Annotated in this window: 11 protein-coding genes, 1 tRNA gene and 1 pseudogene; 3 read left to right on the top strand and 10 right to left on the bottom strand. The window is 40.7% G+C overall.

What is annotated here, in order from left to right:
• Positions 1–151: 151 nt before the first annotated feature.
• A tRNA-Cys gene (locus J1C77_RS00910) sits at positions 152–222 on the top strand.
• A 134-nt stretch (positions 223–356) separates the two neighbouring features.
• Positions 357–1108: pseudogene (locus J1C77_RS00905) on the top strand (hypothetical protein).
• Positions 1109–1194: 86 nt separating this feature from the next.
• Here the strand turns inward: J1C77_RS00905 and nusG are convergent.
• From nusG to pbp2a, 4 genes are all read right to left on the bottom strand, one after another.
• Entirely contained in the window at positions 1195–1731 is a 537-nt protein-coding gene (gene nusG, locus J1C77_RS00900) for a transcription termination/antitermination protein NusG (RefSeq protein WP_002894018.1), read from the bottom strand.
• A gap of 323 nt (positions 1732–2054) precedes the next feature.
• Complete coding sequence (gene secE, locus J1C77_RS00895; protein WP_002894022.1) at positions 2055–2234, bottom strand: preprotein translocase subunit SecE; 180 nt, start codon at positions 2232–2234, stop codon at positions 2055–2057.
• Positions 2235–2243: 9 nt separating this feature from the next.
• Complete coding sequence (rpmG, locus tag J1C77_RS00890; protein WP_002894024.1) at positions 2244–2396, bottom strand: 50S ribosomal protein L33; 153 nt, start codon at positions 2394–2396, stop codon at positions 2244–2246.
• Positions 2397–2464: 68 nt separating this feature from the next.
• The gene (gene pbp2a, locus J1C77_RS00885) at positions 2465–4693 is read right to left on the bottom strand and encodes a penicillin-binding protein PBP2A (RefSeq protein WP_002894025.1); all 2229 of its coding nucleotides are present in this window, start codon (positions 4691–4693) and stop codon (positions 2465–2467) included.
• Between the two features lie 176 nt (positions 4694–4869).
• On the opposite strand from pbp2a, the gene J1C77_RS00880 reads away from it, so the two are divergent.
• Positions 4870–5742, top strand: coding sequence for an RluA family pseudouridine synthase (locus tag J1C77_RS00880; RefSeq protein ID WP_002922641.1), 873 nt, complete (start codon positions 4870–4872; stop codon positions 5740–5742).
• A gap of 77 nt (positions 5743–5819) precedes the next feature.
• On the opposite strand, the gene J1C77_RS00875 is transcribed toward J1C77_RS00880, so the two are convergent.
• From J1C77_RS00875 to J1C77_RS00850, 6 genes are all read right to left on the bottom strand, one after another.
• Positions 5820–6794: an acyltransferase family protein gene (locus J1C77_RS00875; protein ID WP_002922642.1), complete on the bottom strand. Its 975-nt coding sequence runs from the start codon at positions 6792–6794 to the stop codon at positions 5820–5822.
• Positions 6795–6978: 184 nt separating this feature from the next.
• Positions 6979–7995 (bottom strand): UDP-glucose 4-epimerase GalE, encoded by a 1017-nt coding sequence (gene galE, locus J1C77_RS00870; RefSeq protein WP_002922645.1) that lies wholly within the window; start codon positions 7993–7995, stop codon positions 6979–6981.
• A 23-nt stretch (positions 7996–8018) separates the two neighbouring features.
• Complete coding sequence (locus tag J1C77_RS00865) at positions 8019–9080, bottom strand: hypothetical protein (protein ID WP_002922648.1); 1062 nt, start codon at positions 9078–9080, stop codon at positions 8019–8021.
• A gap of 25 nt (positions 9081–9105) precedes the next feature.
• On the bottom strand, positions 9106–10209 hold the full coding sequence (gene glf, locus J1C77_RS00860; RefSeq protein ID WP_002922652.1) for a UDP-galactopyranose mutase: 1104 nt from the start codon (positions 10207–10209) through the stop codon (positions 9106–9108).
• Positions 10210–10218: 9 nt separating this feature from the next.
• Positions 10219–11631: a flippase gene (locus J1C77_RS00855; protein ID WP_002905538.1), complete on the bottom strand. Its 1413-nt coding sequence runs from the start codon at positions 11629–11631 to the stop codon at positions 10219–10221.
• Positions 11628–12788: a hypothetical protein gene (locus tag J1C77_RS00850; protein ID WP_002922655.1), complete on the bottom strand. Its 1161-nt coding sequence runs from the start codon at positions 12786–12788 to the stop codon at positions 11628–11630. The genes J1C77_RS00855 and J1C77_RS00850 overlap by 4 nt, the downstream gene beginning before the upstream one ends.
• Between the last annotated feature and the right edge of the window lie 20 nt (positions 12789–12808).

Here is a 12808-nt window from a genome sequence, read left to right as displayed (position 1 = left end):
GCCAGATTTTCTGCCACTAAGTACGATTTCCACTTCTCAGCAGAACATTTGTTCCCGAAGCGTTCAGAATGGCAGCGTCTAACATTTTCTGCTTTGACTATGAAAGCCTCTTGACGAAAGCAAGTATTTACGATAGAATAATAAGAGTTGCGGCGGTATAGCCAAGTGGTAAGGCACGGCTCTGCAAAAGCTTGATCGTCGGTTCAAATCCGTCTACCGCCTTCAAAAATACATTTCTAGAAGCCCACCAAAGGGCTTTTTTCATTTCATTTACTATTGTTTCTAGCAAATTTTGCTGATATAATGTAGATTGTAAAATTACCATTCATCATCAGCGAAAGGAAAAAAGATTGATTATGAAAAAAGTTAGCTTCTATGCTCTCTGCTAGCTCTCTCAGCCTGCATGCCTGCCAAGCAGACGCAGCAAAGAAAAAAGACGCCTAGCTCCCTCAAAGCTTCGAAAAGTTCATCCTCTAAGGAAACATCCAGCAAATCATCTAGCAGTAGCTCTAGCACCTATGAAAGTAGTGATGAGGTATTTCAGAAACGTGCTACCTTTGATCCAGATGATGCTTCTGCACTACAATACATACCAGATGCAGCTTCTATTCCTGAATTAGAGAAAATAAGAAATTTTCATATTTCCACTGGCTTTGTCATTCAGGTAAACGGAGAGGATATCAATGGTGACAAACCTAAAACGTCTTACGATGAAGTAACAGTAGCTCTAGGCCAACCTACATTCAGCACTGATGAGAATGACCCTAGCAACTCTGTCAACATCTGGCACACAGACAACGGAGACATTATGTGCTACTTTACCAATAATGTCCTGACGAATTTGAGTTTTAGTCTAAAAGACGCTCAGCCGGCCAAAAGCAGCTATTCTAGCATCACCACATCCGACACTCCCAAGACAGCTTTCGACAAGCTTGGTCGTCCGGAAATGATTATGCGTTCAGAACGCGATACAACCTTTGTCTATAAAAATTCCAATGACGAACAGTTTAGTTTCTCTACCCAGAACAATCAAATCGTTGGGGTAATGTCTACCTATCAAATGAAACAAACTAAAGACATTATTGACTCCGTCATTAAGGATAAGTAATCTTCTAATCAGTTCCAAAAACATAAAAATCCAAGATCTTTTCAGTCTTGGATTTTTATTTTTGACGAGGATAACAACTTCGTCGATTAAAGCTCTGCAATTTGGCTGAGATTAACTTCGGCCACGGTGTCATTGCCAAACATGGAAATAATCATCTTGACCTTGTTATTATCAATCTCAGTAATCTTACCTGTATAGTCAGTGAAGGCACCATCGATGATACGAACAGTATCCCCAACCTTAACGTCCAAGTCAAACTCCTGCACTGTTTGGCCCATGGAGATGAGAATGTTGCGAATCTCTTCTTCCAAAAGTGGCGTTGGTTTAGAGCGGTTCCCGTGTGAGCCGACAAATCCTGTTACATTCGGAGTATTCCGCACGACAAACCAAGCTTCATCTGTCATGACCATTTCCACCAAGACATAACCAGGGAAGCGATTTTCTTCGATTTCCTTGGTCTTGCCATTTTTCTCTACTTGCACGGTCTGAGTAGGGATTTCCACGCGCAAGATATTTTCCAGCATATTATAAGTCTGAGCGCGCTGCAAAAGATTTTCTTTTACCTTGTTTTCATAGCCTGAATAGGTCTGCAGTACAAACCAGCCTTTGTCAAAACTGTCCATGAGTTCATCCTTTCCTAAATAAAAAAGCCTGCGGGCTTCTGCTTCTTTCTAGCCCTATTATACCATAATTTCCTTAAATGCAAAGGAATTTATTAACTATTTTCCTGACAAATCAAAGTCTTGCAATTCTGCCCAAAAATTCTTGAATTTGTATTGTCTAGTATGAGAAATTTTTATTTCAAACGATGAATTATAGATTTGATTTTTTTGAAATTGTCGGCGCGTAAATAAGGACATACGCCAAAAATCCCACCTACTCACAATAGGTGGGACTTTGAATGATATATCTGTCGCAGTATTCTTTTCTATTTCCTCTACAGTTATTAAGAGAAAATATTCAGAATCTGGAAAAGACCGCTTGCCACTACTTTGTCAAAGATATAGATGATTACTACAAAGAATGCAGTGTATTCCATGACAGAAATAAAATCTGTCCATCTTTCTTTTCGTGTAGGCCAAGTTGTATCTTTCAATAATTTAAAAACGTCTTTAAAGAATTTCACAACAATCTCCTATCTAGTTTCTTTATGCAGGGTGTATTTACTGCAATGCTTACAAAATTTATTAACTTCTAAACGCGTTGGTTTTGGAGTGCTACTGAGCTTAACCGAGTAGTTCCTAGAACCACAGACTGTACACGCTAGACTCGCTTTTTTTAATGCCATAACGCCTCCATCTTTCTTATTATAGCAGGATTCTATACTTTTGACAAGCCGTTCAGCTCTTTTAAATCCTATTGAAACCAACTGGTAACAGTATCCCAGAGATTCTTAGCTTTCTCAGGAATACCAGTGTCATCAATGGCTTTCTTGGCTTCATCTACCAGATTTTGAGCTCGGTCCTGAACGTCCTGCAGGAAGTCTTTGTTTTCAGTTGTAGTACCCGTTTCCTCCGTACCATAGGTGTCCACAGGGGCAATGCCGTTGGCAGCATAGGCATTCTTCTGCCCTTCAAAGGAAGTTCCTTCTGTATATGGCAGAATGCTATTGGCAACATTTCGGAAAACTGCCGAGGCTTCATTCGCACTGGTCCCAGTCAGATAGTGGGTCTCATCAGTTTTTGGAAAGCCTAGCCACTGGCTGATAACCACATCTGGCGTATAACCAATAACCCATTGGTCACCAGATAGATCTGGGTTAAAGTCCGTTTCAGTCGTACCGGTCTTACCAGCCATAGTATAGCCATACGGAGCCGCATAGATACCTGTACCGTTCGAGAAAGTCCCCAGCATCATGCTGTTCATCTTGTCAGTCGTTGAGCTATTGAGAACTCGGGTAGAGGTTTGGCGATGGGTCTTGACAACCTGACCGCTGGCATTTTCAATTTTTGTAATGAGATGGGCATCATTCATCACACCGCCGTTGGCAAAGACTGAATATGCCTGCGCCATCTGCATTGGATTGGTCGTAACTCCGCTTCCTAGAGCCACGCCCAAAGTCTTATCAACCTTGTCCATATTCAGACCAAACTTTTTCCCGTACTCAAAGGCTTTGTTAATGCCTAACTCATCTACAGTTGAAACAGCTGGAATGTTCAAAGATTCTGCCAAGGCTTGATACATTGGAACTTTAGGGGAGCTTTGGATATTGCCGTAATTGTTGATGGTATAGTCGCCAAAGGTGGTTCTGGTATTATCCAGCTCCTTATCTGTCGGCCAACCAGCAGCGACGGCTGGACTGTAAGCAACCAAAGGCTTGATAGTAGAGCCGGGACTACGAGAGGACTGAGTTGCATAGTTAAAGCTTCTGAAGGTCGAGCCTTCTGCACTATTGACTCGGCCAACTAATGCTCGCACACCGCCGGTTTTTGGATCCAAGGCAACACTGCCCGACTCAGCCATAGTACCATCTTCTGCTACAGGAAAGAGAGAGACATTGCTGTAAATAACCTGCATGCTGGCTTGGTAGTTCTGATCCAGTTCAGTATAAATGCGATAGCCATTATTAACAATCTCTTCTTCAGTTAAGCCGTAGTCATTGACTGCTTCATTGATGACCGCATCGAAATAGGATGGGTAGCGATAGTCTTCTGACTTACCGGCATAAGCATCAACCAGCTGGCCACCGATTCCTACAGCGGCAGCCTGATCGGCCGTCCCCTGATCGATAAAGCCTGCAGCAACCATATTTTGCAGCACCGTATTACGACGATTGGTCGCATTTTCAACTGAATACAGCGGATTATAAATCTCCGGTCCCTTGAGCATACCAGCCAGAACAGCCGACTGGTCCAGACTAAGCTGACTAGCCGAAACTCCGAAATATTTCTTAGAGGCATCCTCCACACCCCAGACCCCATTCCCAAAATAGGAATTATTGAGGTACATGGTCAGGATTTCCTGCTTGCTGTATTTCTTATTGATTTCCAGAGCCAGGAAAAATTCCTTGGCCTTCCGCTCAATGGTCTGGTCCTGAGACAGATAGGCATTCTTGGCCAGCTGCTGGGTGATGGTAGAACCCCCACCCGAGCGACCAGCTGTCAAAATAGCCAAGATAAAACGACTGTAGTTAATCCCGCCATTCTCATAGAAAGTCCGGTCCTCTGTCGCGATGACAGCATTCTGCAAGTCTTGACTAATCTCGGTCAGCTCAACATAAGTTCCTTTCTGACCAGACAAGCTTCCCGCTTCATTGCCATCCTTGTCAAAGATGAGCGTGGTAGCTTTGAGGGCATTCTGCAAATCCTTGACATTGGTCGTCTTAGCCACATAAAAGAGATAGCCGCCGACCACCAGACCAAAGGTCAAGCCGAGAATCAGGAATATCTTGGTCAGATGAAACCTGCGCCAAAAACGGCGGATAGGGTGCTGAGAGAGAGGTTTCTTCTTGGTCTTGCCCGAACGGCTGAGACCAGACTTAGCCTGCTCTTCTGTCAGCTCTACCTCCTCTGCTGCTTCTTTTTGAGGTTTCTGTATAGTAAAATAATCTACTAACTTTTCAAACAAATCTTTTAAATTCTTCATAAACCTTATTTTATCACCTTATTTAGGTGCAGACAAGAAAGTACCCTATTTCCTGTATGATTTTTAGTTATTTTTAAGAAAAAGAGTATATTAAATAGCCTGTTAAAGCCCTCTGCAGCAAGTCTTATCCGACACTGCCTATTTTCAAAGTTCTGGCTTTCTGCTACAATAAATGTATGAAATTTACACTGACTATCCCAGATGGACTGCCCGCCATGACAGTCAAAGAGCTGCTGGAAGAACAATTTCTCATTCCGCGAAAAATTCGGCACTTTCTGCGGACCAAAAAGCATGTGTCCGTCAACGGCCTAGCTATCAACTGGCAGACTGTAGTCAACCCCGGAGATGACATCTGCCTGATATTTGATGAAGAGGATTATCCTCAAAAGACAATCTTATTTGGAAATGGCGAACTCGTAGAGGAGCTCTATCAGGACCAACATCTCATTATCGTCAATAAACCTGAGGGTATGAAAACCCACGCTAATGAACCAACAGAGTTGGCCCTGCTTAATCATGTTTCTGCTTACGTCGGTGAGACCTGCTATGTCGTTCACCGGCTGGATAAGGAAACCAGCGGTGCTGTCCTCTTTGCCAAGAATCCCTTTGTCCTGCCCATCCTCAATCGACTGCTGGAAAAGCGAGAAATCAGCCGTGAATATTGGGCTCTGGTCCAAGGCAAGTTCCCAAGCAAAAAGCTTATCTATAAAGACAAGATCGGCCGCGACCGCCATGATCGCAGGAAACGGCTGGTCGACCCCCGAAAAGGACTCTATGCAGAGACTCATGTGAATCGGCTCAAGCAATTTGGGCAGGCTAGCTTGGTCAAATGCCAACTCAAGACTGGCCGCACCCATCAGATCCGTGTCCATCTGGCTCACCACGGACACCAACTGGTCGGTGATCCCCTTTATCATCCGCAGCCCCAAGGCCGGCTTATGCTCCACGCCCATCGGCTGACCTTCACCCACCCTTTTACTCTAGAAAAAATCACCGTCGAAGCCCGCTCTGACAGTTTTGAAAAAGTATTGAGCAGTCTGAAGCCATGATAGACCAAGAAAAGCAACAGAATTACCTGTTGCTTTTAGTTTGGAGTCAAAGCGAGGATAAGCTATGACAGCTTACATCACTGAGCCGGAAGTGCACTGATAAGTCTGGGCCTGATGGTTTTCTGAAAAGCTATGCTCAGCAAGTAAGACAGTAAGAAAATGATAAAAAAGCCAAAACTGTATATGGTATTCCGAGGCATTATTGACCTGAAAATGAAGATAATAAAAGGATGGATGATATAAATCATGGTGGCGTACTTTTTGGCAATATTATTCAAAATCGGAATATCAATATTGGTCCCGTTTCTGACCGCATAGAGGAAAATTGCACTGGAAGACAAAAGGGTACTAGGATAGAGGTCATACTCCGTGCCCATGAAACAGTACTCAAGCAGAATCAAGCCTGCTATTCCCAAGCCAATCTCCCATTTCCTGACAGAAGACAAGTCGTAGGCTAAAATCCGATCTCGATGCTTGGCAAACTGCATGCCTAGAATAAAAAAGGGAAGACCCATAAACAAGAAGTTGCGATAGTAAAATTCGCTATCTGTATTGAACTCAATACAAAAGGCCAGAACCAATAAGAACAATGACACACCAAAGCTAGTTAAGCGGTGGAAATGCTTATAAAAAATCAGATAAAGCGTATAGATATAGGAGATAGCCAGCAAATACCATGTCGGTGTGGAAGCCGAGCCAATCAAGTCTCTGGGACTGTTAAAGAGGAAAAAGTCCGCAAAATCAGATAAGTCTATAGATGCCATCTTTTCTGTCAACTCCCTTGTCAGCAGCAAGTTGACAAAATGCACAATCGTGTAAAACAGGAGACTGGCAGCTGTCAAAAGGAGCATCTGCTTGAGACGATACTTGACCTTATCTCTGGAAATATTATAGGAAAAATAGCCCGACAGCATCATAAAAAAGGGAACTGCAAAGCGGGCCACAATTTGATAAAAAACGCCAAATTGCCCCGGCAGCAGAAAGTGTAAGGAAACAATACTAAAGCAAGCAAGGGCCTTAAAAGCGTGCAAAGTTGTGTTTTCAGTCTTCATGCAGACATTATAGCATGTTTATTATTACAGCTCATCAAGACCAGATTACACGCCCGTTAAAAAACATATCAATTGATGACATTCTTTAAAAAGTTTTGCATCTGCGGGAGAAGACAGTTCTTATACAAAAAAACTCTTCTGCACTATCACAGAAGAGTTTTATTCACCTGATTGATATTCTACATTAGCTTTCATAGCCATTAGGATTTGAGCTTTGCCATCTCCAAGAATCTCGCATCATATCTTGGAGAGTTTTCTCAGCTTTCCAGCCCAAAATGTCATTCGCTTTGCTTGCATCAGCATAGCAAGTCGCCACATCTCCAGGTCGTCTATCCTTGATAGCATAAGGAATTTTCACGCCATTGACATTTTCAAAGGCTTTAACCATATCCAGTACACTATAACCGATTCCTGTACCAAGATTGAAAACAGCGACTCCCTTGTTTTCTAAATTATGTTTCAAAGCCAAAACATGGCCCTTGGCTAAATCGACTACATGAATATAATCCCGCACTCCTGTACCGTCATGCGTATCATAATCGTTTCCGAAAACGCTAAGCTCTTGCAATTTACCGACCGCAACCTGAGTTATATAAGGCATGAGGTTATTAGGAATTCCATTTGGGGCCTCACCAATCAGACCAGACTCATGAGCACCAATTGGATTGAAGTAACGAAGATTAGTCACAGACCAATCTGAATCTGCCAGAGCAAGATCCGTCAAAATCTGCTCCATCATCAGCTTAGTATGGCCGTAGGGATTGGTCGCTGAAGTAGACAAATCTTCTGTCAGTGGTGAAATATTATTCATACCATAGACAGTGGCACTTGAACTAAAGATAATATGTTCCACTTTATGCAACTTCATAACATCAAGCAAAGAGATGGTGCCACATACATTATTCTTATAATATTTTAGTGGCTCTTGCACTGATTCCCCTACAGCTTTGTATGCTGCAAAATGGATTACTGCATCAATATGATTCTCTTCGAAAACCCGATTCATAAACTCTTTATCCGAAACGGAACCTTGATAAAAGGAAATTTCTCTGCATGTGATAGACTTCAATCTAGCTAGTACTTGGGCGGAGCTATTCGAAAAGTCATCCACAATAATAGCTTCGTAGCCAGCCGTGACTAATTCAACGACTGTATGACTACCTATATAACCTGCTCCTCCTGTAACTAATATTTTTTTCATAATATTTCCCCTCTAGTAAACCCTTAAACTCTCTTTAATTTTGCTAATGCAGTACTTAAATAGCGACCTTCCCGAAGTTCACTGCCAATCTGTCTAGCATTTTTCAACATTTTCTTATATTCTCCCTCTGTCAAAGTATCCAACTCATTTTTTAGATCATAAAGAGAAGTAACTGCCAAACCGCATTTTTTTTCTAATATAAAATGAGCCAGAGCCGACTCTTTCCAAACTACTACAGGAAATCCTGCTGCTAAATAAAGAGAAGCTTTATGAGAATTATTAAAACGCAGATAATTTCCATATACTCCACTACAGGTTTCCGCGCTGTCTCCATCCCAGATCAAGCCAAAGCTGCCGCTGAGTACAGCCAGCAGTTGGTCTGGCATAAAAGAACCGAAATAAGTTTGATTTTTTAGTGCTCTATCGCTTTCAAAACCTAGTCCATAAAGATTGTAGTCAGGTTCTTGAGGCAGGCAATAAAGATAGCCCGTCTTATCTGGCATTAAGTTGCCAGCGACAATCATCGGGCTGTCCTTACTTGGTTCTTCTTTTTCTTGAAAATCAGGTATGAGATAATCAAAAATTTCTAAACTAACCATATTAGACTGTTGGATTCCATGATTGCTCAAAAACTCTTTCATCTTATCATTATGCACAATCAGACCATCCGCTGCCCGCAAGACTTGTTTCTCCTGCAATAAGGTTCTGACTTTCTGACGGAATCTGACGCTGGAATGGTTGCTATCCCGCAAAATGGCTAAATCATGGATCAGGAAAAATACTTTTGCTCCCCGGCTTTGCGCCTGCTTTATCAAATGTGCATGAAAAAATGTATGGTGGATTATAGGAAACTGAACTATTAATTCATCCCCAGCACCCAACTGATCGAAAACGGCTTTTGTCGCACGATACTTGTGCGCTTGAGCTTTGAAAAAATTCATCTCGTACCAATTCTCTACTCGAAGCTCTAGTCCTTTATAGCCTGTAGAAATAAAGATTGCTTCTGCATCGTCTCGCGCTTTATTTCCCGCATTTTTTTCATGTGCATTATGCAGAAATGAATCTTTCAGATAATACTTGACCATTTATCCTCTTTATCTCCCATTATTCCTAAAAATTCCCCAATTCTTCTTTAACAACATCCAGCGCACGCTCTATGGTTACGTGCATATCGTAGTATTTATAATCTGCCAAGCGCCCACAAAAGATAACTCTATCGTTCTTCTTAGATTCTGCTAAATATTGCGCATAGACTTCGTTATTTTTCTGATCATTTATCGGGTAATAAGGCTCGTCACCTCTTTTCCAATCAGCTGGATATTCCCGAGTGATAACTGTCTTCTCCTGAGCCCCAAACTCAAAATGCTTGTGCTCAATGATACGTGTATAAGGAATAGTACGCTCAGTGTAGTTGATGACAGCATTTCCTTGATAGTTCGCTTCGTCTAAAACTTCATGCTCAAAACGCAAACTACGATACTCTAACTCACCAAATTTGTAATCAAAATACTGATCAATCATTCCAGTAAAGACAATCTTTTGAGCTGATGCTTCCCATCTCTCACGATCTTCAAAGAAATCCGTTCCAAGCTCCAGTTCAATACCCTCTAATAATTTTTCAACTATTACATTATACCCGCCAATTGGAATCCCTTGATAACGGTCATTAAAATAATTGTTGTCATAAGTCAGACGCACAGGTAGACGCTTGATGATAAAAGGTGGTAAATCCGTCGCTGAACGCCCCCATTGCTTTTCTGTGTAGCCTTTGATTAGCTTCTCATATACATCCGTTCCAATTAGCTTAATAGCTTGTTCTTCCAAATTTTTGGGTTCAACATCTTGCATATGGGTTGTCTGCTCTGCAATCTTATTCTTGACTTCTTGTGGCGTTTTAGTTCCCCACAAGCCATAAAAGGTATTCATATTGAAGGGAAGATTATAAAGTTGACCTTGATAATTGGCTAGAGGTGAATTGATATAGTTGTTAAATTCAGCAAATTGATTCACATAATCCCAAACTTCCTTATTAGATGTATGGAAAATATGGGCTCCATATTTATGAACATTAATTCCCTCAATATTCTCACAGTAGATATTCCCACCAATATGGTCTCTTTTATCAATGACCTTAACAGTTTTGCCACGCTTCCTAGCTTCATGAGCAAAAATTGCCCCTGACAGCCCTGCACCGACAATCAAATAATCATACATAACATATCCTTATTTCTTAAATACACTTTTCAGTTCTTGAAAATCCAAGACACGCAAGGTTAATACTAATCCAGCATAGATGAACAATCCCAACATCGCACTAATCAATACATTGACGACGGAAGGAAAGTGAAGTAGGGGCTGGATGATATACAAAATCCCGTACATGATGAGGGAAGCAGCTAGTATTTTCAACATGGATGGAAGAATCTTTATCTCCTTCAAATAAGAACGAGTGAAATAAAGCTGAAGCAACCAGACCAAACCTTCAGTATCCACCGACACGATAGATGCACCGATATAACCAAGAGAGGGAATCAATAAGATATTCAATCCTACACTAAAGAAAGCCGGAATGGTCGTAGATAACATGAACTCACGATTCTTATTATGAGGAATCAGGATTTGAATCCCCATGATATTGGTCCAACCAATAAAGAACATTCTAAAGACCATAATGGCAATGGCATGCCGCGCCTCTTGGAAGTCTTGACCCAAGAAAAAATTGACAAAATCTTTGTTAACAATTAAAATACCAGCAATCATCGGAAATATCACTAAATTATATACCAAGAAGGACATTTCATGTAGTTTATTAACTGCTTTTTGATTCCCCAATGACAACAGATTAGATACCCTCGGTAGCATAACACTTCCTAGGGAAGTCACAATCGTCAACAAAATATTTAAAAGCTTGAGAGCCTGATCATAAATCCCTACATCAGTTGTTGAAGACAAGGCACCTAACATGGTCCGATCCAAGGTGATATAGAGTGAAATGGCAATCTGGGGTAAAAACAATAAAATAACTGGTTTAATATGCCGCTTAGCATAAACTATATCTAGATGAGGTCTGCCAATATGTTCTCTAGCCGGAAGCCACATGCTTAACTGTCCTAGCAAGTCATAAACAACCAGCAGGATAATATACAGATATAAATCCGATGGCTTTTTTACAAAGATAAAAACGGAAGCAACGCCTAGGAGTTTAACAGCTGTATTCCGAACCGTGATTTTTTTAAAATCTTCCATCCCTTGAAAAAGCCAGGAAATATCTAGGCCTCTAGAAAGTAAACTGAAGCCCAAAATATAGGCTATCAGATTATTCATGGACGGAATGAGTAGGCATGTAGCTATGTAAAGAACAAGCGCTAAACAAGTCGCCAAGACTTGCAAACTATAGATCCCCCAGAAAGTTTTCTGAACATTTTTGCGATGCCCTGAAATCTCCTTAGTCCCATAATTGGCCACTCCAAGTGTCGCTAAAAGTATAAAATAGGTCACTATTGAGTTGTAGTATCCGTAGGAACCTAAGTCATTGGACGAGAAAACTCGAGTGATATAAGGTGTAGTAATGACTGGCAAAACGATTACTAGCAACTGATAAGATAGATTATATAAATAATTTTTTAATACTCTCACACGGAGTTCCTCGTTTTAGATTTCTTTGATACAAGGTCGGCTGCTGGCAATGCTGCAAATAAAATAAACATAAAAATATTGTAAGACGGACGAACCCAGAAGGCTTCAAACATACAGTTGACTGCAATCAAGGACAAAGCTGTTAAGAGCAAATACTCTCTCTTTTGATAGAGTTTCCAAGACTGAAATATATAGAGTAAAACCAAGATAATGACTGGAATCATCCCATAAGTAAACAGCATCTGGACATAAGAAGAATCAACATAGTCATAACTCAAAACAGTTTCCGTCTTTCCGCCGTAGCCAATAAAGGAAATCCCCCGAATACCAAACCACTCTAAGCCATACTTCTTAAACGCTTCATGCCCCAAGTGCAACCGCATATTGGTAAAATTATTCAAGGCAACATATGTTGGATTCGACCAGCTAAAATTTTGAGAGAGATAAATCATTAGCGAAGATGCCAAACCAGATGATAACGGCAAGAAAGCCATTAGCCAAGACTTCAAGTCTTTTCTATAATAAAAATACAGAAAAACAAGAGACATTAACGCAATAGAGGCCGCATTTAAACGAGCATCACAATATTTAATAATGAAAAAAGCTAACCCTAAACCAGATACAGTACGCAAAAAAATAAATTTTTTTCTTAACAGATAGGAGACAGCAGTATAGAGATAAAAACAGTGAGAGGCAAAATCTGTCGGATAAATAAATCCAAAAGAGTTTCGAACCACTATTCCTGTTGAACGGTACTGTGCAAACTGGAGATTAGGAATCACATCTAACAAGGACAGCAAAAGAGCCATGACTATAAAAAAGCTACTTACTCCAACGTAAATCCTTAAAACACTTTCCATATCCGCCTTGTAAAGAAGGACGACTAAAAGCATATACATAAGAAAATTGAGATTCCCTGCATTAAAATAAACCAACAATCCAGATGAAAACAAAATAGTTGCTATCAGTAAGTAACTTAAAGAATAGTGGTAGATATAGCGAAAACGAAGGAGCAATAAAAAAATTGCAAAAAAAGGTGCTGAATTTGAAATCCTTGGTAGAATAGTTGTCAACATAGATGTATTAAACATATCAAGCGAAATAATAAGAATTAAAACCGCCCCTATCAGTAATTTATCTCGTTCTATCCTTAACATTTTCTTTTTCCTTTTCTAAT

The organism is Streptococcus sanguinis (assembly GCF_050223295.1).
GTDB lineage: Bacteria > Bacillota > Bacilli > Lactobacillales > Streptococcaceae > Streptococcus > Streptococcus sanguinis_X.
The sequence above is the reverse complement of the archived record's forward strand: the minus strand, read 5'-3'. Positions and strand labels throughout refer to the sequence as shown.

Excerpts from the sequence above, each read along its gene's own strand:
- nusG (WP_002894018.1), bottom strand. The coding sequence starts at position 1,731 with ATGGACAGTTTTGACAAAGGCTGGTTTGTACTGCAGACCTATTCAGGC.
- rpmG (WP_002894024.1), bottom strand. The coding sequence starts at position 2,396 with ATGGCATTAAAAAAAGCGAGTCTAGCGTGTACAGTCTGTGGTTCTAGG.
- pbp2a (WP_002894025.1), bottom strand. The coding sequence starts at position 4,693 with ATGAAGAATTTAAAAGATTTGTTTGAAAAGTTAGTAGATTATTTTACT.
- J1C77_RS00880 (WP_002922641.1), top strand. The coding sequence starts at position 4,870 with ATGAAATTTACACTGACTATCCCAGATGGACTGCCCGCCATGACAGTC.
- J1C77_RS00875 (WP_002922642.1), bottom strand. The coding sequence starts at position 6,794 with ATGAAGACTGAAAACACAACTTTGCACGCTTTTAAGGCCCTTGCTTGC.
- galE (WP_002922645.1), bottom strand. The coding sequence starts at position 7,995 with ATGAAAAAAATATTAGTTACAGGAGGAGCAGGTTATATAGGTAGTCAT.
- J1C77_RS00865 (WP_002922648.1), bottom strand. The coding sequence starts at position 9,080 with ATGGTCAAGTATTATCTGAAAGATTCATTTCTGCATAATGCACATGAA.
- glf (WP_002922652.1), bottom strand. The coding sequence starts at position 10,209 with ATGTATGATTATTTGATTGTCGGTGCAGGGCTGTCAGGGGCAATTTTT.
- J1C77_RS00850 (WP_002922655.1), bottom strand. The coding sequence starts at position 12,788 with ATGTTAAGGATAGAACGAGATAAATTACTGATAGGGGCGGTTTTAATT.